This is a genomic window from Rhizobium sp. CG5 (assembly GCF_023701945.1).
GTDB lineage: Bacteria > Pseudomonadota > Alphaproteobacteria > Rhizobiales > Rhizobiaceae > Allorhizobium.
In genome coordinates, this window is record NZ_JABAEF010000012.1 from 1 (window position 1) to 19,821 (window position 19,821).

A 19,821-nucleotide genomic window follows, 5' to 3' on the forward strand; every position below is an offset into this window, starting at 1 on the left:
CCCTATCACCCGCACCTGGTTCGCCCTCTGCAACCCCGGCCAGCGCCGGGCGATCCAGGTGCTGATCGTCAACATGGGGGTCAACATTGGACGCCGATATCGGGTCAAGTTTGCGTGCCGATTGACAGGCTTTCCGAAACGATCTTCGCTTTGATCTCGTCAGGCCAGTGACGATGAACCTCACGTCCAGGCTTCCTGGTCGTGAGAAACTCCAATGTAGTCTCCATGGAGAAACTCCCGTTCTTTATCCATGGAATGTCGATCACAGATCAGGTGGCAGCCAGCAATGTGGGGGCGGAACACCGGTTACGGTGTAACAGCGTATCAAGGCGCTTTTCTTCTGCGTGATTTACGAACTTGAACCGATCTCAGGGTCAGATCAATTCCAACTACCTTAACAGCTTCGATATCCAGGCGACTGGCTATCAATCCCTGCGCATACGCCTGCAGCGCCGCGCAAAGCTCGCTGAAATCCAGATTATCCCCACTAACTGGATGGCCCCATGAAGATTGTTCTCCATTACGCAACAATAAAAAAATGCCGTTCGATGATCGTTTGTCACGAAGGTAATCGTTGCACAGCTGGTTTTCCACGCGTTCAAACAGCTTGGGGCCAGACCAGCGGTCGGCAATTTTAACTTCGGTTGGCACAGGGCCATCAAAGCCGGTTGTCAAGAAACGAAGGTCCGGCCTCTTCGCATCAGCTAGTTCGTCCTCTTGTGGGACCACATAGCGGCTTTTGGCGCGATCTCGAAGCCAGCCACCTACAAAGTTGCGCAGTTGCGTTTCCTTGGTCGCGTTCACCAATATGTCGGCTATGCTTGTGTCACCATTTTCAAGGTCGTCCTTGAGATCAACAAGGCGCGAGCACGCGAGTTCGAATAATTGTCGGTGATCGGAAGGCAGGACTTCGGCTTCGCGCGAAAAATCTTTCACATCATTTGGCTGCCATGCGGACAAATCTGAGTCCTGGATAGCTCGTCCTACGGCATGGGTCATCATCCAAGCCCGAGTCTCGATTTCTGGATAGTTCTCCGCGATTTCTTTGAGTGCAAGGTAGGTCTCCTTACCTGGAATCTCACTCAGCAACTTGAAAACGGTATTCCTCGCGTCTTGGGCGTCGTCTCGGAGGCCTGGAGAGTATACGCCTTTCCCTGCGCGCTCGATGTCATCCTTCCGTTTGATGTTCTCATGCAGGACAAAATAGAGCTGTCGCAAGTGCCGAGCATTTTTGTAATTTTCCCGAAACTTACCACCAGACCGTCTGCCACCCAAAAGCTGCACGGCAAAATTCATACAAAACTCCGTTCGCAATTCCTCATCGCCGAGATCGCGAAGAACGCCGTAAAGTCGCTCAATGCCCTGGTCAGGATTAACCGAGACCAAGAGCGCAACAAGGAAGGATTTGGTTTTGAAATCTGACGTCTTCTCCATCACGTCGGAAGCAAATATAGATATTTCGTTGTCCGTGATCATCTCATCACGAACAACAATAAGAAGAGCATTTTCTAGGCTACGGTAGTTCTTAGGCAGTCGACGTTGAAGTATGTCGATAATCGTCCGAGGGAGGCCGATTTGAAGGTCATGGCCATGCCATAGCAAATCCGACAACAGGTAATTGGGGTCTACCTCGTTGCTAGATGTAGTAACTTCCCATTCGATTTCCCCTGCAAATCGGTCATGAACGATCTCAGGAAACGCTTTGCTCAAACTCACCAGCCATGCCGGAAATCCATTCATTTCCCACAATGCGTACCGCACTGCCCGGTCTGCTTCCGCCTTCGTCAGCCCGGACGGCCAATCGATGGTTTCGCTGCTTTCAATGGCGATTCCACTGAGCCCCAGCACGATGGCATGCGGAACGCTGTTCGGATTTTCCAAGCCCTCAGAACGAAGCGTCGGCTGATACTCGCGCCAATAAGCCACCATGCTATCTCGAAACGATTGGGCTACAGCAGAACCGTAGGTCACTTCCAGGTCACGCCAATTGGAATAGGCCCATTTGTTCCTGTCCGGCGCAGACTTGCGCATTTCTGAATGAAGGTTCACCTGGCAACGCCAAACCGACCCTTTCGCCGCTTCTCGATTGTCCAGCATCTGGGTGTGGTTCTCGATGAGCCACTGCCGATTTTGCTCGTAGATTTCCGCATCCCTCTTTTCTCGGTCGCGGCGTCGGCGCTTGTATTCACTCTCCTGCTTTTTCCATTTCCGCTCCGCCTCGGAAAGTTTGGGAGGCCGAAGCCGTTCCTTCATCACAGCTTCCAGCTCCGAATTTCCTTTGACCTTTCGGCGAAGGGCTCTCAATTCTACGGCTGGCCTTCCTGCCTGCACATAAAGGTGTAAGGCCATGGTCAATGCGACGAGCTTGTCATCCTGATCTTCACGCTCTTCTATCTGCTCGATGAAATATGGGAGGTCTTCAGCTCGGAATTCCCAGTAGTCCCTGAAAATCCGGGCATGCCACCAATCGGTCAGTCGCTCACCATTTTCAGCTAGTTTAAGCTTTCGGGCATCCTCCACGTCAAACCAGAAGAGCGCCTTGTTGAGGTCTCCCCATGACCTAACGGCATCTTGGAAATTATGGCGTTCTTCGCCATTCCCGTTCCAGTTCCTATCGAGGGACGTGAGGGATATTGCCTCAAGGCTTGTTCGTTCCAGTGCATGCTTAGATTTTGACGCAATCAATCGTGCCGCGATCTTAGCTGCTATGGGAAGCAGCCATTCAAAAGCGTGGGAAAGCTCCAACTGATAACGTTCTGCGAAGAGCGAGCGCTTCAACAGAGGTGATACTCCATCAAGCATCTCAACGAGGCCGCCCTCTGGGAGACGATCTACCAGGTTTCCAAGAGACCGTTCGAGAACAGAATAGCCTCTTTCCTCCGGTTCAATGGTATGTTCCAGACAAGCCAGAAGCTCGCTGATAGGCAGGTGCGCTGGTACAAAAAGATCGACTACCTCAGAAGAAAGCCTTCTGCTGGGACGAGGCGTCGATTTGGCGATCAATGTGGCAGCATCCGTTTGCTGATGGAGCGAGCCCACTACATTCAAAGCCCGTACGGCAGCAATTCGGCTGTACTTCTCCTGAGCCGGATCAATGGCGATCTCGAACGCAATATCCCGGCATGAGGCGTACTTTCCTTGCCAAACAAATCCGAGAAGAAGGGAGTTCAGGTTGGGGTCGCTCTTGTGGAGGACGAGCAGGCGGTTGATCGTATGCTCCAAGTCATCGGTCGCGAAACGCCTTATCGCTGAATAATCCACTGAAGAGCGGAATAGCGTTTCCTGTTTAATTCGGTTGCACACGTCTCCAATGATCGCCGCTCGATCATCGTGTGGGAGTTTCGTTGGATCACCATCGTGGAAAAGAATTTCCGGTGCGATCTTCATCACTCGTTCGCGAATGCGTTGATCGCCGATGGCCAGCCAAGGGAGTATTGGCCTGGAGGTGGGCACAACGACTTCCAGGCCATATTGTACCCTGAACAACAAGTTTTCGATTTCGCGGCGGGATTTCCCTTCTGCAATCAGTTCCAGTAGCCAAGCTGCACAAAGGAACTCGCGAACAGAACGATGATGAAATCGAACCGTACCGTATATTGCTTGGTCGAAAATTGGGCGGGATAAAAGAGAAGAAATGTCGTCTGCCGACCAATCGTCCAGCACCTTCGAAGGATCGATGCAGTCGGGGCGCAACTGAGTATCTAGTACCTGAATACGAGAGATTTTCTGATACGTCACGGCCGCAGCAAGACGCTTTGCGCCAAGATATGCTTTGCTCCAAGTCAGCGGTCTCAGCCGATCTCGATTTGGATCGCGCTCCCGAAGCCTCAATTCAATATCCGCTTCCAGCAACTCTGCTCGCGTACCAATGCGCCCGTTGGTCTTCCAGAAGCTGACCAGCTCGATAAAATCTTGGGGGCGAGAGAGGTAGTCTCTGACATCTCTCCGCTCGATCTGGTCGAAGAATTCATTTTCGTTGGTGACGTTTAAGGCACGAGCCAATTGCTTAACCTGGCCGTCATCCAGATGACCAAGAGTAACGACGCGAAACCTCCCTCTCATTTCTTCGGGCTTTGATGTTTGGCCATCATCTTCAATATCGGGAAAGAGCACCTCATCCACGCGTTCCGGCCCTGCCATATCGACGTTAGGTCGGGTCGCTTCAGCTTCGGCCTGATAGGGTAGCTGGGCAACAAGAAGATCAAGGTCCGTCTTTGGACGCCATTCTGAAATCCTGCTCGTTATGAAGATATGGCTACGTTGCCCCGCCGACCCGAGCTTTCTGGCTAGCTTTCTGATCGCCTTTTCGAAGTCCCGGGGATCGCTGAGTCTCGCTTCGTCGACCGAGTCTAGGAACAACCAACCTTCATCGTCTGACCTGAGCCAGCGGTCAAATTCATCAAACGTACCCGTTTGCTGGTCATCGAATGCATCTTCTATTCCATCCAGAAGATATTCGAGCCGAATGAAAAATGCCTGCTTCCCAGCCGCTATGATCCTTTTCGTAGCCTGCTGTATTTCAATGGTTTTTCCGGAACCGGCCTCGGCCAGAATGATGGTTCGGTATTCGCGTTCCAAGTCATCCCAATGGATCGGTGAAGAGTGGGCCCAACGCGGAATCTCCTCGTAGTCGGCCAGATTCGTCACTTCCTTTGGAACGGCATAAAAATTTCGACGAAGCTCTATAAATTCATCCATCGACTATGCACCTGCGACTCATCAAAGATTACGAACTGCAGCCGAAACCCGTGTCCGGAGGGGCTAAGCGTTGACAGTGCCCTGCAACGCGGGCCAGTGGGCATCAGCTTCGCAAAAGTTGGGATCGGGTTGAACGGGGGCTGCCGACTCAACCAAATTCGAGCCTTCGCAGCAACTCAAGCATCCGGACGTCAGTTTTCAAGAATGGCTCTGCCTCGCCGATACGCTTAAGTGCGCCAGCAGTTCCGTAGGGCCACGACTTCGCGTTTTCTGGCAACACCGCAAAAAGCAACTCCAAAGTTTTGGAAGGGAATCGTTCGACAACAGTGTCTTCTGAGCTGCCGACTAAAGGGGAAAACATTTGGTCGCCCTCGATTTTCGAAACAAGTGGCAGGATAGCATCCACCATCACTTCGAAATTGTCTTTCGCCGAGAACGCCAGATCGCAAAGGCGAGAGGAGATCGCCGGAGATTTCGCTGCCTTCTGCTTCGGCCAAACATCTTTTAAGAGCATCAGAAGCAGCTCGGACCAATTCAGGCCCGTCTCCGGTCCAGTTGCATCCTTGTCGTCTGCCAAACTCTCCGCTTGCCAAATGACGTTTTGACGAAGGTCATCATCCGAAGTAGCGAGAAGGTCATGGAGTTCCTGATCACTTACGAGCTTCTCACCGGATTGGTGACGGCTGGCCCATCCAGCCAATAACATTCCCGCGATCACCTGATTGTAGCCACGCCGACCGGAGTTTTGCTCACTCGCTCGCCTGAGCAGATGAGGCTTGAGCAATTGGTAAAGTTCGGTGTTTGGCACTCGTGCCGCCCAGAAGAAACCTGCCCACATTGCATCTTTATCGAGGGAATCCTGTCCGTCCAGCACGGGCAGAATATTTAAGCGGGTCCAATCAGGATCGATAGCATCAAGCCAACTGATTTGGTGCGAGAATATCACCAGCGCGTGACGGCGGAGGTCGCCAGGCAGATTGAGCAAATCTTCAACGTGAGCAAGCCAATCTGCAGGAAAGCCTTGCTTTGCCATCAGACCGTTTTTCCTTGGGTCTTCGAGCAGGGCATCCACTAGATTTCCGACGGGAGCATTAATTGCCTCCATCGTCCAGTCAGGTTCCTTATTGCCACGAATAATCGCCGATCCTCCGCTTTCGGGGCACGCGTTCAGGATTTCAACTAATTTAGAGAACGATTGATCGAACAAGCTCACATTCGATGTGGCCAATTTTGCCGCGACCGTTTCATACCAGCGGGCTAACGGCCGAATAATCGAGGAAAGGGAGTCTACCGGATAGCGGATGACCCTCTGTGCGATAAGGCTGATCAAGTGCACGGTATCTGATTTTCGCGCTTCGGCTGAAAGAAAACGATCCCACGCCCAATTTGGGAATTCGTTATTCCTGGCTGCATGAGTAAGTGCTGCGAAAGCCCTTAGAGGAAATTCCTCGACAAGTCCGGCAAAAGGGTCTCGTTCAACGAGAAAATCGCGCCTGCTGCTAGATGCTTCGCGCGAGAAGGCAAGGACCTCCGAAGCTGCTTTGTTTTTGAGCGACGAGGTGTCCTTGTCCTTTTGAACAATCCCGCCGCGTCCTTCCAAAGACTCTGTTGCTCGATCTGAATAGTCGGGATTCCAATTTGGTGCTGACGTCCGTAGCTCGGCGAGAATGCTGTCGACGTCAAAGCTTAAACCGCCGGTATTTGATGCAAGCCACTGGATACGTGAAGCAACAGCCCACGCTCTCCTTTCATCATATTTTTCCTGATCTTCCTCTTCCCATCGAGAAGGACCTTCGCAAATTCGACGCTCGATCTCCGATTTTTCTGTTGCACCAAGGCCGTCCCACCGCTGCTTGATGGACAACAGCAAGTCGCGCTGATGGTAGGGGGACCAGAACGCACCACGACTGATCATGTCCATTGTCTCGGAAAATCCAGACGCAGGCACCAAATCATCTTTCCCAAGAGCCCAAATTCGGAGCCTTGCAAATATGGTGTCGTCATTTGCAGGCCACGTCATCATCTCTCTACGAGAGGCCGTCGCATCGATTTCAAGGTGGGCACTCAGCATCTTCACGTAGCTTAGGACGAGCCTGCTCAGACCTCGGAAGCGTTCATGTCCGTCAATCTCGGGGTCGGGATCGCGGTTGATCGGACTGATCCGGTCGAGACCAAAGCCGCCGGTCTCCGTTTCAAGATCAAGAGCGATTTCCAGGTTGCGCCTACATTCCCGAATCAATTGAAGAGAAAGCTCAGCTGGTACTGAAACGTCCATGGCGACATCTGGATATTCCACATCCGCCCGAACAATGCGCTCAACATTTACTGTGGTCTCTGGGTCCGGCGGGATGGGCCCTTCGAGATAAGGAAGCTTTGCCACCAAGTATGGTCGACTTATCGACCCGAGTTCTCTGATTGCTGTCGAAGTCCATCCATCCAGCTTTGTTGCTTCCTGAAGTTCATACCATTCTCGACGATGAGGTTGAGGCCGATGCGCCCAACTTTCGAAAAGCAACCGCCAAGACCGGCGAATATCAGGATCGGCTTCATTGTGTCTGAGTTCCCATCGAATACGCTTGCACAGCGCTGGATAAAGCCCGAGTTGCCGCCCGGCCCACCATACAGCTGTGGGGCTATGAGCTACCTTAGTAATCCAATCCCCAATAATCTGAAGTCGAAGTGGAATTGCTGACGGTGCAGTGGACCCGTAGCCCCGAAGCGAGGAAAATAGATTGGAACCGCTGCCAGGAAGGTCTCCAGGATTGACATCGAAGGCACTCCAAGCCGAGCGTGGAACCTCCCTCTTAGGGTAATGGTCGTCGGGATCGACTTGTTTAGGAGTTTCGTCTTCGTCCAAGCCGTAGAGGTCGAAGGGGTCAACATAGGGGCCACGCTCATGATTCACCCAGACATGGCTAGGCCGAGAGTAACGGACCGACTGGTCGAACACACAGAGCCACTCAGCTGGTAACACCTTTTCATAATTCGCGAAGCGTTTTGCGCCCTCAGGGGTGCTCACGATATGAGCGATTTGGCCGCGTTCATAGGCCGCTAATGCCCTCGGTCCATCAATAGCTTTTTGCAGGACAGCACTGTACCAGCCGTCAATATCCCGGGCCCTCGCAGACCACGCTTCCAACGTGTCCCAGAGAGCCTTGTGGAAATTCCTTGGGTCATAGGGAATGGCTTGAACGCCTTTATGCCTCCAGCGTTCAACCGCCTCGTCTTGTGCTCCTGATTGGAAGGCGTAAACCCCTTCGAGCGTACCTAAATCAAGGTTTAATGCTTCCAAAAGATATTGTACGGGCGGGTCGTCAGCGGTGTAGCCGACAAAAACCACCACAAAACGCTTCAAGATTTCCTTGAAAAATGAGGCCGCCCAGCCGTCCGACAAATATGCGCGGCCGAAACTTGCGCTAGAAAGCACAAACCCCTCGTTTTCAGCTGCGTCGTATGAAGCTGTAGCCCTGCCATGCAGGTAGACAATCCCGTTTATATCGCCCTGGCGAGCGGGGTCTGGAAGGCGCGGGAACTGAGAGCATTCCACGCCAGCCTTACAATCATTGAACAACCGGTCGAAATTCGTCGTAACTAATTGGAGGCGTCCATTCGGAGCTGTAGCGAGGTCAAGCAGTATCTGATGCGCTGACAGATCAGCATTGTCTGCCGGACGAAGCGACTTGGCTACTGCCGCTTCGATGTCACGACGAAGATAATCTCTTTCGAGGAGGCCGAAGAGCTTATCAGCGGAAATGAGACCCGCGACCCCTGTGCGGTTCTCGATATCTTTTGCCTCAGCAAGAATCTTGTGAGCCGGACTTGTCGCGGGAACCCGAAGCTCCTTGATGACGGCCTCGGCGAGGCCAAAAAAATCTGGCAAACCGGTTCGTGCTCGGGAAACACCTGCTCCGCAAAAAAATATGACACGCCCGTTATCACGGGCGACAAGAAGCTCATCGGGAATCGCGGGTCCGTCTGCGAGAAATCTCAGGGTCATCTCCAATCAAAATAACGTTCGACTACAGGTGCTTAGTTGGATGCTGATCCGAACCGGTACTTGCGTCGACGGAGATCAAACGCTGTTTCGCCCCCTTCCATCACCAGGGTGATAGAAGATTTCACGGTATCTGTTTCTATCGCGCCGTCCGCTTCGATGGAGACACGGGGTCCTTCGGAACCGGGGCGTGGATCAATCGGGGTACTCGCCAGCACAACAATCTTATCTGCATCGCCGTTGACGACCATATTGGGGTTGTGGGTTGCGAATATCAGCTGTCGATTGCTCTTGGACGACCGGATCAGTTCCACAATTCGCATTACGACATTGTTATCGAGGTCATCTTCTGGCTGATCAATGATGAGCGTCCCGGCTGATTGGCTCAAAAGCAATTCCAGAAGCGCGGACGCTTGTTGACCCTCTGATGCCTTTTCAAACGGAATGTTCTTACCGTTTGCGTCAACGTAGGTGAGAACAATGAAATCACGGGGGCATGCCGAGAGGATCGAGCCGAGGGATGCATCGTTGAATGCGCTATATACCTTGCTCGCTGCAAATGACGTTAGCTTTTCTTCACCTAGAATAAGGTCGCCGATTTTGTTAGATAGTGCGGTGCCGGGTTCCTGGGGGGACCCATCCATGATCTTTTCATGATAGATTTCAAGAATCTGATCGCCAATAGACGTCCATCCCCCGGCGTTCGACTTTAGGACATCAGAAATCCACGCTCCGGTCTTCTCTGCACTATCAGATATTCGGCTACCCGCCAGGAGCGACGAAATTGATGCGATGTATTCCTCCGGAGCGGTGTCGGTCTTAACTCGCGCCTTTAGAACGTTGCTGGAGTGACCGGCAACCTTTTCGGCGGCCGCAACAAGAATCTGTCGGCGTCGGGAAAGGTTGTCCCGGAGAGTTTGCCTTGCTGTCGTCAATGTCTCGACCGCTCCCGCAGCATCTCGCATAGCTTTTTCCGCAGCGGCCACACTCTTCTTCCCTGCCTCCAATGCTATTACCAGGCGGGAGTTTTCGTCGATGACTGTCTTATGTTTTTCCTGCTCAGTGACTGCGCTATCAAATTTGTCTTTGAAAACGCGTTGAAGCTCACCGAATTCTGTCTTGGCTACATCTTTTGTCGCAGCAAGCTTTTCGAGGTCCGCTAGACAATCCTGAAGCCGCTTGTGGATCGCCTCTTTCGTTTCGGCGACACTTTTTCGAAGCTCGATGACAATCGATAGCTCGGCATCGAGCGTGACTTCGGGGAGTTCAGCGAGCAGTTTCTGCGACAAGTCGGTGACAGTGGACTTACCGGAGGCAATCGCAGTCTCGACCGACTGCAAAACGGCTGCACCACTGGAATATTGAGGTGACTGATCGATTATGTCGAGAGCTTCTTGGCTTACACCGTCCGTTTTCAGGCGTTCTGCGACGTTGTTCGCTCGAATCTGCGTTTCCTGAAGAAGTGCCGTCTTACGCTGAACATCAAGCTGTAACTGCCAATAAGCTGCGAGTTGTTGAAGCGCTAAGGTGACGGATCGTCGAGCCGTATTAATGTCTCTCTCTATCTCCCTTCGTTGCTCAACCTCCTCGGCTGCAGCGATACCGGTGATCTGATCCGCCGCACTTGTTGGATCATTCATTGTGGAGGACAAGCCCTTTTGCTCGAAGGCGCGAGCGGGAAATTTCTGTTGGGCGTCCGACAATGGCAGCTGTGACGTTCTACCCGTCACATCCGTAACGGTAATCATGCCTCTGCTCGTAAGTTCGCGACGCCATTTCTCGGCGATACCTTCGCGCTCAAGACTGATTTCGACGTAACCTCCATCCGATAAGGTATCCTCGATCAGACTTGCACTTCGCTCTCTAGGCTTTGCAGTCTCGGTTGATGGAAGATCGGTGGATGTGCGGCCCAAACCAAAGCGAAGGTATTCCAGTATTGCACTTTTCCCTGAGCCTCGTCCGCCGATCAGTGCGTTAAAGCCTGGGTTGAACCGAATGTTGACCGGTTCAGAGCCACAGAGGGTGGATTTGATTTCTATCGAAGATATTCGATCCTTGGGCTCATGCGGCGCTGCATGTGCGATCCGTGCCTCGTCTGCCAGGAGGGCTTGTCGCAATCCTTCGATTGTCGGCTCACCAATTTTGATCCAACACTCGTGAACACCAAGTCGTTCCCATCCGGCGCTTCGGTTGTCTCCTGTGGGCAGAAGAGCTTTTCGACGTCTGCCCCAATCGGGAATTTCCCCTCTGATCTTCTGCAACGTTACAACGTCTAATTCGGAAACCGGGCGCTCGATGTACACTCCATCGCATCCCAGAGCAGCGAAGCGCAGGGCGTGCCCAACCTCGTTCAAGCTTTTATGAGAACCTTCGGGATTACTGAAATGCGGAAACACCAAGCATGCTTCGCGAAGGTGCTCTTCCGCGACAACGTTCCCATAAAAGGTTGAGATCGTCTGTGATATCGGGCTGATAGTACAAGTTTTCTCGTCAGCAGGGGCGGCAGGAAGGACATTCGTTAGCAGGCCGAGAGCTTTGGAATGAACGGCTGGTTTGCTTAACGGATCAAATATGACGAGGCATTGTGAATTGTCGCTGCATGTTACCTCCAAGCCCGGAAAGAAAATGAAATCGTCATCTGCTTCAGCCAGTGCCTGCACATAATTAGACAGACATATGTCGTGGTGGTCCGTAATCGCCACGATGGAGAGACCTTTACCTTTCGCAGCGGACAGAAAATCTCCAGCCCAAGCTTTTCTGGCGAGTTCCGTAGAGTCTGACCCGCCAGGCAACGCTTCGTTGCCTGTCCATGAGCGATCACGGGGCGTGTGACATTGCAGATCGGCTTTTCGCCAAATTGTCCCCGGGTGCATTCCCTTTGGATATATCACTCGAATCCTCCCTCCATCGCCGTTGCAATCATGGCGAGAAAAATTGGACAAACAAGCTAAAAATTCGGAAGAAATGCGCCCCTTACACTTTTGAATCGCATGTAGAAGTCATCACTCGATGGCTTCGAACAATAAGAAACAGAATTATAAATCGGTTGGAAAATTGCGGCGTGTTATCGCGTTCCGTATTGGTAGCTGAGCCTCATTCTAGATACTTATGACAAGCTCGGGCCGAAATCCCGTTCTTTCCTTGGCGTATCCCTTCGGGTTGCACAAAACTCGCGTATTGCCGATTTTGTAATCAAAAAACTGATGAACATGGCCGTGCACCCAAAGGTCTGGTTGCCATCTTTGAATGAGTTCGGTCAAATCAGATATGAACGCCGGATTTGTTGGACTTCCGATGTAGCGGGAGTCTTGAGACAGTGGTGAAGGGGCGTGGTGTGTAACAACGATCCGTTTGCCGGGGAAAGTCTTCGCCAATGCGTTGTTGATGAAGGACCGACTTACTTCATGTCGACCGATCATTTCGTCTGGCCATATTAAACCGGCCGCGCCATAGCTCGGCGATCCGTAGATGGCTCGGAAATCCACCATATGTTTCTGGCACGCATCAATGGCCGAGTTCTTTCGAAACGGGAGCTTGAGTTCTGGACCAACCCCGCCGAACGGTAACAGGAAATCGGTCCACAAGGTCGCGCCAATAATCTGGACGCCTCCGATCTCGATAGTGCTGTTCTCCAAGATCGTGATATTCGTCCCATGTGTTCGCAAGCGCATGATTTCCAGCACGGCATCAATGGTGCCGTGATAGAAATCATGGTTCCCGAGTACAGCAACAACGGGCATGTGAGGCGCAATTGTTTGCTGTAGATAATTCCAGGTGACGTCGACGTGGCCCGAAACGTCCCCGGCGCAGATGCAGATATCAGCGTCAGGTATCGTTATTTGCGCGCTGGCCGGATCATGAACATGCATATCACTGACGATCCATGCGCGCATGGGCTTGCCTCATAAGTTTTCGGGTGGTTCTGCGAGATGCGCTGACACCTACCTTGCCTGAAAGGTTGGCCGCCAGCGTGCTACGGTGCCAAGGGCACCTTGTTTAGGTGGCGGTCTCTGGTGAAAACTGCACGAGGGGTGCCGGTAGGCAGGGGACGGAGAAGAGCGTCCAAGTCATGCCCGGAGACATGGCGCTTCTGTCTCAAGGCTTCGGCCAAGGAGAGGACGACATCCCTATGTTTTATAACGGTTTCACGCGCTTCTTCAAATGCGGACTGTAAAATGCCATTGATCTCTTGCTGAATGAATGGATATTTTTGAAACAGAGCCGCATCTTTGGCGTCGAGAAAACGGACCGGTAAGACGTGCAATGTGTTGCCCATTCCGAACATGCCAACCATACGGACGGCCAATTCGGTTGCTTCGGCGAGGTCGCCTTTCTCTAGGCCGCCGGAAGCGGTTGATCGGTCTCCGACGAAGACTTCCTCGGCCGCGAGACCGCCAAATTTCATCGCGATCTCGGCACAATAGGAACTCTCGGTGTGCAATGTGATGTGAGGGGCAAAGATCATCGTTCGTCCGTGAATATCATCGTCTTGGTCGGCACGATGGTCATCCGTGTAGATTTCGACCGAGGTGATGATGCCGATGTCAAAAACCTTCGCCAGCACGGCATGGCTTGCTTCGTGAAGGCATATTCGCCATAATTCATCCGGCTTTAATGGAATGAAGGGTGGCACCAGTTCGGCAAGGTCTGCGATCCTGGGTGGTCGGTTTTCGTCTCGTGCACGCTGCCGCACTTGGCGGGCTATGTACTCAAGATCGGCACCAGTCTTACCATTCAGACTTCTCGCGGTCTCCTTCAAGACCCCATTGCCGGAGAACTCAGGCAGATAGTGCGTGAGGATTGCCTCTCGACCTGCGGTATCTGGTTTCGACAACTCAATGTGCCTTTCCAGGCGACCAGGACGAAGGAACGCCGGGTCAATTCGTTCCGGTAAATTGCTTGCCGCGACGATGATCACGCCTTCACGGCCGGTAGCCCCGTCTACGGCTTCAAGCATGGCGTTGATGACTTCCAACATATACTGGGCGTTGTCACCGGAAAGCTTTGCCCGATGACCGAATGAATCGAACTCGTCCACCAACAAAATCGCAGGAGCAGACGCCTTTGCTTCCGCAAAAGTCGCGTACATCGCTTTGAGCAGATCGCCCATGTGCCCTGAACTCTGCCATTGACCGAGTGAGGACGCGATAAAATGGGCATTGCACTCAACGGCTAACGATTTCGCAAAAGTCGTCTTGCCGGTTCCAGGAGGGCCATAGAGCAGAATTCCTTTGTCGACCTGGTTCCAGGGGAGAACTCCTTCCCTCCAAAGCGCAAGATCGCGCTTGAGGCGTTGTCCCCATTCGCCCGCCGCGCCAAATGACGACAAAGGAAGGATTTGTTTGTTGTTAGCTGCGTGCGACGCGAGTTTCCTGAGCCGCCCGATAGCACGTTCTGCTAACCTGCCGCGACGGAATGTACTGTCGATCAGGCCGACGTCCTGATGCCGAAGGAATTCCCTGTCATCGTTCGAAAGCTCTCCATTCCCCAGAAACCTACAAACACTCGCAACGCACCGCCCATCGAAAACCTCCAGGTCGACTGTCCAGTCGGCTGCCGTTTCGAATTCAGGATGCAGTTCTGCTCCTTTCGGGACGAAGACGATGGTCCTTGGTGCTGAGAGGTATTTTTGTGGCTGGAATTCCCATTTGCCCTTTCGGTTCCTGGGGCTATTGCAGCATACGCCGAAATCTAACGTTTCCCTATTCTTGCTTGTCCCAAAGCAAAAGTCCGCCAGAGGCTCAAAATTCTCCAAAGGCCAATGCGTCGGCACTCGCACGATTAGGACACCGCCGCTTTTCGAGAGAAACTCATGTTTCCGCTTTAGGACGCGTACCAGAGCACAATATGCGAGGAATTCATGTGGGCTCTTCTCAAGTAACTCCCTACCTCGGCTGCGATACAGGCGTTGAGGCGCTTTTCTAAGTACGCGATTAAGTTCTCGTGTGGCATCTGCCACTGACCGCAAAGCATCGATGAACTCGTCGACCTGGTACCAGTGCCTTTCGTTCATTGCAGCACCGATTGGTCGGACACGGCGGGGCCTAACCGGTACCAGCGATTGAAAGAGCGCGCCAAACCAGCGGCCGCGTCAATATAAAATATCTCGGTCGTTGCACCGATATTGCCGTTTTTGATCGAAGGGTGGCCCATCATCTTCCCTACGAGAATGGGCACCACCCGCTTCGCAAACGTCCATTCCGAAATCGAGACACTAGCTTCGATTCCCTCAGGACCGACAGAACTCAATTCATCAAGCGCGAAGGCCAGGTCTCGCAGCTTATTGGCGAGATCAGTCAATTCGGTTCGAGTTGCCGCTTTGTCAGGTGGTGTCATTGCATTTCTCCCCAAGAAAGCGCCAGCCGGGAAATTCTAGGTGGAACCAGGTCTATAGAGTCAGCCCAGTGGAGCGCGAAAGCCAAATCAGATTGCTTGCTTTCACCATCCAACGGAGCCTTCGAAGGAGTTCTGCGTTCAAACTTGAAAAGAATTTCGGTCATCGAATGTCCTCATGATTCGCTTGCCACGCGACCAAGAACACCGATTCGGGGTCTAAATGCAAAGAAAAAGATCGAAAACTCATATAAAGGATCGAAAAACAGTCTATGTTGACATTTCAGGCTCCAGCGATTTTCTGAAGGAATGCAATCACTTCCGGCCCTTTTGCGAGCTGCTCGCTTTCTGCTTGGTTACAGCCAAAGCCACGTGGAGACGTCGTGCAAGCTAACTGGCCGATTTCTGATCACTTTGGAGAACGGTACGCGGCAACGACTGCCAGGCGCGGCCTTGGCAGTGAAAGACTTTTACGAATTGCACGGAGTTGAATTTGTTGATCCGAGAGACGGACACGGTGCTGGAATTCGATGGAGGTCATCGGTGACGACAGACCCATTTGAAGGGCAAGCCTTTCGCGCTGCGCGGGGGTTAGCCGACCTTTCCCAAGACAAATTGGCCGAGCAAGCTCAGGTCGGCCGAAAATTTATCGCGTTACTTGAACGGGGAGAATTGAAATCGATAAACTTGGAGACTTTGAAAAAAATCGAGCTTTGTCTTCGCGATCTAAATATCGAAGTCACGAGGGGAGCGTCGTCTCACGGAGCAGGGACGCGCTGGATCAATAACCTGCTTCCGCAGCAGCTAAGTTACAGACAGACGCAGGATTAAAGGCCTCAATGCTGTATTTAGGCTCCAATAGCAGAAGCCACCGACATCATCACTACGATCCTCCGCCCGTTCTGGTGTACCGTTTCACGGTCGATAAAGACACATCTAGGGCCTCAGCTATCGATGCATGTGTGTGCCCGGCAGCCTTGAGCGTAACTGCTTTTCGTATTCGTGGGTCTTCGTTAAGTGATTGTTTATCAAAAGAAAAACTCCAGAATTGTTCGGGGTTCGCTTTTATGTCATTCTCGGTGCACCATAACTTTAGTGAAATGAATATATTGCTGGGCGCCTTCTATCTAGGGAAGGCAAGTCTCTTGCTAATCCACAAGTCCATCATAAGTTTTGCGCTGACGAGTAGTCGGTAATTTGCGGATCTTTTCCGGCTACCAACCAGAAGAACCGCGGCATTTCGAAATCTTTTAACTACGCTCAGGAGTAGGACACTTTAGGTCATTCCGCCTGGCGAATAGATCGGTGTGGTTTCGAATGGCCCCAAATACTCGCCATGAGTACGTTTGAATAACGGGCCGGATTGATCCCAGGTAGTTCTGAAGTGGGCTCGTGTTTCAAATATCGTCTGACCACCATTCATTTTATAACGCGCATGCACGGTGACATCTAAAATTCCTCTAAAATCGGGGTCTGGTCTTTCCAAGATTGTACACTCTTGCAGATAGGTCGCCGGTTGATCTTTGAAAATTATCTCTCGGAGCGAACTAGACGGAGGCCAGTCGTCATTCCAATTCGCCATGAAAGGTTCGAGGTGGAAGCGTGTCTGGAGATCCTCAACAAAAGCAGGTGAACTGCCTGCATTCCGAAAGGTTGTCTTAGCTTGAATGGTCACTCTACCATCGGCCACGACGATTCGGTCTATGGTCAGCTCAACAGCCAGCCAAGGCCTCTGCTCTAATATCAATGCAACTTCAGCCAATCGGTTAGTTTCACGAGCTTCTTGCACGGCTCGCGTAGATACAGTGACGCTCTCCGCTGTAGCTTCGGCGCTTCGTTGTGTTGCGACCAGCGTTTCCTTTACCCACCATATTCCAGCAGCTGAAAGGATCAGCGATGTGGTTCCGAGTCCAAGCGTTGCAATCCAGGTAAAAAAGGCGATGTCAGCGAGCTCCCTTTGAACGGCGAGACCGGCCTCTGCCATCAATTCTTCGCGCGCTGTGGCGGAGGCACTTGACGCGCAGCTTTGGGAGGAGTTACCGGACAATGAACACTCTTGTTCGACCATCCGTTGGGTTGCCATAAGGCGGTCTTGATCGGCTTCAGCCGAACGCCGAGTTGTTGCCACCACGCCCGTGGACCAACTTGTCCCAGCTATAGCAATGAGGCCCACTATCAAAATGATGTAAGGGGCGATGTCTCCAATCTCGATTTGTCTTCCCATCTCTTAATCCTCGCAATCTTGCCCAAATGCCTACGGCCCTTACGCTCATGTAGCTCTAGGCGCCGATCCTATTCGATTCCATTTCTCACGAAACTCGATGCGGTCATCAGCCTTGGGTTTGAGACACCATTTCCCGCCATTTTTTTCCTGTTTGGTCTGCTGTCGCTTTTGCTAACGAGCAGATACAGTTTGCGGCGGCGATCACCGATAGTGGCGTATTGGATGGCATTGACGGACGAGCAAAGCCTACTCAGCCACATCAGTGCTCTAGGATATTAAGAGGTTGTCGTGTGTTAGGTACCTGAGTTGAACGAGCCGCCCATAACACTCGCGGTCGCGATCTCGGAATGAGTTTTGCGCGTTTGACCAGCAAGTGCTGAACCCATCTGCCGCCCGCCGCCCACATTTGCCGCCACTGACGCTGGACAGCGGCGGGGGCGGGGGAGTAAGCCGCGGTCAGGCCGTGCCACAATGGGCGGCGACGATCGTATCAGCAGGAGAGAACGCCATGGACGTGCGCGACAGCAACGGCACCATCCTTCAGGAAGGGGACAACGTCACCCTCATCAAGGACCTCAAGGTCAAGGGTTCAACGGAAACCCTGAAACGCGGCACGATGATCAAGGGCATTCATCTGACCGACAATCCGGAAGAAGTCGATTGCCGCCACGCCAAGATCAAGGGCCTGGTGCTGCGCACGGAATTTTTGAAAAAGGCCTGATCGGCTCATCGCCGGGATCTGCTGACTGGCCCTTCGTGGGCAACGCGTCGCCGATCCCGGCATTGTCCTGTCTACAGACTATGCCTTTGCCAGGAATTGCTGCGAGGCATAAAGCGCGATTGCCGCGGCATTGGAGACATTCAGCGACTTGATGGCGCCGGGCATGTCGAGACGCGCCAGGGCATCGACGGTTTCCCGTGTCTTCTGGCGCAGACCCTTGCCCTCGGCGCCCAGCACCAGCGCCAGCTTCTGGCCCTGGAACGCGCCTTCGAGCGGCGTCGGGCCTTCGGAATCAAGACCGATCGAATAGAAGCCGAGCTTCTGCAACTGTCCGAGCGCATCGGCCAGATTGGTAATCTGGATATAGGGAATGAGTTCCAACGCGCCGGAGGCCGATTTGGCCATCACGCCGGATTCGGTCGGGCTGTGGCGCTGGGTGGTGATCACCGCGCCGGCTCCGAAGGCAACCGCGGTGCGCATGATGGCGCCGACATTGTGCGGATCGGTCACCTGGTCGAGCACCAGCACCAGCGGGCTGTCGGTCAGGGCTTCCAGCCGGCGCAAGGGCAGGGGACGCGTTTCCAGCATCACCCCCTGATGGATGGCGTCAGGGCCGAGCACCTTGTCGAGATCCTGCGGCGTGACGATCTCCACCGGAAATTTCTGCTCGTCGGCCCGGCCGATCTCAAGGCGGATCAGGGCGTTCTGGGTCACGCACAGTTTCACCAGGCTGCGTTCGGGGTTCTGCAGGGCAGCCCGCACCGTATGCAGGCCATAAAGCTGGACCTGGTCGGGTGCCAGCGGCGGCGGGGTCCAGTCCCCTGCGGCACTGCGGCGCTTCTGCGGGGCCGGCGTCGGGATTTCGCCCCGCTCGCGCTTGCCGTCGCGCACCTGGCGGCGCAGCGTGGCATAGTGGGTGTCTCGTGCGGATTTGTCGTCTGTCGGGTCTTTGCTCATGCCGTCTTATAGCGGGCCAGCGTCGCGGCGGATAGGGGCATGGCAAATCGCAGGCTTTTCCCGGCTGTGGAAATTTTTCAGAATTTTCCCCCTTTCATCGTGTTGACATACGAGGGCGGGGCAGTCATATAGCCGCCGCAGACAACGGGGCAACGCTTCGCTGTCTAAAGCTTGGTCGCTTGATCCAGACGGAATACTGGAGGGATGCCCGAGTGGTTAAAGGGGACGGACTGTAAATCCGTTGGCTCAGCCTACGTTGGTTCAAATCCAACTCCCTCCACCATTCTGTCTCATGGATCTTGACCCCGCGGGTATAGCTCAATGGTAGAGCAGCAGCCTTCCAAGCTGAATACGCGGGTTCGATTCCCGCTACCCGCTCCAGGCCATGACCCTTCCGGCGTGACACACGAAACCACCCCTAAATTATTGATTTTCTAAAATGTGGTCCCCATCTAAGGGCCTATCTGGCAGCCTGCCGATGGTTGGCACAATTAAGTCTTGCGCATTCGTTGCGAAAGCCTTAAACGGCGGCACTAAACCGGTTCGCCGGGTCAACCTTTTTACGATCATTAGGAAGCATTCAAATGGCAAAGAGTAAGTTTGAGCGCAACAAGCCGCACGTTAACATTGGCACGATCGGCCACGTTGACCATGGCAAGACGTCGTTGACGGCGGCCATCACCAAGTATTTTGGTGAGTACAAGGCCTATGACCAGATCGACGCTGCTCCGGAAGAAAAGGCCCGCGGCATCACCATCTCGACGGCCCACGTCGAGTATGAAACGGCTGCCCGCCACTACGCCCACGTCGACTGCCCCGGCCACGCCGACTACGTCAAGAACATGATCACCGGCGCTGCCCAGATGGACGGCGCGATCCTGGTCTGCTCGGCTG

Annotated in this window: 12 protein-coding genes, 2 tRNA genes and 1 pseudogene; 5 read left to right on the top strand and 10 right to left on the bottom strand. The window is 53.2% G+C overall.

All coding sequences use genetic code 11. The features are described 5' to 3' along the window. Positions 1-324: 324 nt before the first annotated feature. The 7 genes from hyoA to HGO38_RS19075 all read right to left on the bottom strand — a co-directional run bounded on the left by hyoA (position 325) and on the right by HGO38_RS19075 (position 15,192). Positions 325-4,698 carry an NACHT domain-containing antiphage protein HyoA gene (gene hyoA / locus HGO38_RS19045; RefSeq protein WP_250957495.1) on the bottom strand — a complete coding sequence of 1,458 codons (4,374 nt, stop codon included), beginning with the start codon at positions 4,696-4,698 and terminating at the stop codon, positions 325-327. Positions 4,699-4,846: 148 nt separating this feature from the next. After that, a complete protein-coding gene (locus tag HGO38_RS19050) occupies positions 4,847-8,695 on the bottom strand; it encodes an SIR2 family protein (protein ID WP_250957496.1) in 3,849 nt (1,282 codons plus the stop codon). Positions 8,696-8,727: 32 nt separating this feature from the next. Next, a complete protein-coding gene (locus tag HGO38_RS19055; RefSeq protein WP_250957497.1) occupies positions 8,728-11,583 on the bottom strand; it encodes a TrlF family AAA-like ATPase in 2,856 nt (951 codons plus the stop codon). 207 nt (positions 11,584-11,790) lie between these two features. Further along, positions 11,791-12,585 (bottom strand): metallophosphoesterase, encoded by a 795-nt coding sequence (locus HGO38_RS19060; protein ID WP_250957498.1) that lies wholly within the window; start codon positions 12,583-12,585, stop codon positions 11,791-11,793. Between the two features lie 80 nt (positions 12,586-12,665). Further along, entirely contained in the window at positions 12,666-14,447 is a 1,782-nt protein-coding gene (locus HGO38_RS19065; RefSeq protein WP_250957499.1) for an AAA family ATPase, read from the bottom strand. Positions 14,448-14,701: 254 nt separating this feature from the next. Next, complete coding sequence (locus HGO38_RS19070) at positions 14,702-15,028, bottom strand: hypothetical protein (RefSeq protein WP_250957500.1); 327 nt, start codon at positions 15,026-15,028, stop codon at positions 14,702-14,704. Continuing rightward, positions 15,025-15,192, bottom strand: a complete 168-nt coding sequence (locus HGO38_RS19075) for a hypothetical protein (RefSeq protein WP_250957501.1) — start codon at positions 15,190-15,192, stop codon at positions 15,025-15,027. The genes HGO38_RS19070 and HGO38_RS19075 overlap by 4 nt, the downstream gene beginning before the upstream one ends. Positions 15,193-15,484: 292 nt before the next feature. Here HGO38_RS19075 and HGO38_RS19080 point away from each other — a divergent pair, with 292 nt between their 5' ends. Further along, positions 15,485-15,856, top strand: a complete 372-nt coding sequence (locus tag HGO38_RS19080; RefSeq protein WP_250957653.1) for a helix-turn-helix domain-containing protein — start codon at positions 15,485-15,487, stop codon at positions 15,854-15,856. 52 nt (positions 15,857-15,908) lie between these two features. Here the strand turns inward: HGO38_RS19080 and HGO38_RS31150 are convergent, their stop codons facing one another. Both HGO38_RS31150 and HGO38_RS19085 read right to left on the bottom strand, forming a co-directional pair. Beyond that, positions 15,909-16,133, bottom strand: coding sequence for a helix-turn-helix domain-containing protein (locus HGO38_RS31150; RefSeq protein ID WP_352230503.1), 225 nt, complete (start codon positions 16,131-16,133; stop codon positions 15,909-15,911). A 168-nt stretch (positions 16,134-16,301) separates the two neighbouring features. Next, positions 16,302-17,249 (bottom strand): hypothetical protein, encoded by a 948-nt coding sequence (locus tag HGO38_RS19085; RefSeq protein WP_250957502.1) that lies wholly within the window; start codon positions 17,247-17,249, stop codon positions 16,302-16,304. A 508-nt stretch (positions 17,250-17,757) separates the two neighbouring features. Between HGO38_RS19085 and HGO38_RS19090 the strand changes: the two genes are divergently transcribed. Further along, on the top strand, positions 17,758-17,970 hold the full coding sequence (locus HGO38_RS19090; RefSeq protein ID WP_250957503.1) for an alkylphosphonate utilization protein: 213 nt from the start codon (positions 17,758-17,760) through the stop codon (positions 17,968-17,970). Between the two features lie 78 nt (positions 17,971-18,048). Here the strand turns inward: HGO38_RS19090 and rlmB are convergent, their stop codons facing one another. Continuing rightward, complete coding sequence (rlmB, locus tag HGO38_RS19095; RefSeq protein WP_250957504.1) at positions 18,049-18,927, bottom strand: 23S rRNA (guanosine(2251)-2'-O)-methyltransferase RlmB; 879 nt, start codon at positions 18,925-18,927, stop codon at positions 18,049-18,051. A 198-nt stretch (positions 18,928-19,125) separates the two neighbouring features. Between rlmB and HGO38_RS19100 the strand changes: the two genes are divergently transcribed. The 3 genes and pseudogenes from HGO38_RS19100 to HGO38_RS19110 all read left to right on the top strand — a co-directional run. Beyond that, positions 19,126-19,210 (top strand) — tRNA-Tyr (locus tag HGO38_RS19100). Between the two features lie 24 nt (positions 19,211-19,234). Beyond that, positions 19,235-19,308: transfer RNA gene (locus tag HGO38_RS19105), tRNA-Gly, on the top strand. Between the two features lie 203 nt (positions 19,309-19,511). Further along, positions 19,512-19,714, top strand: a pseudogene (locus tag HGO38_RS19110) (GTP-binding protein); the annotation flags it as partial. Between the last annotated feature and the right edge of the window lie 107 nt (positions 19,715-19,821).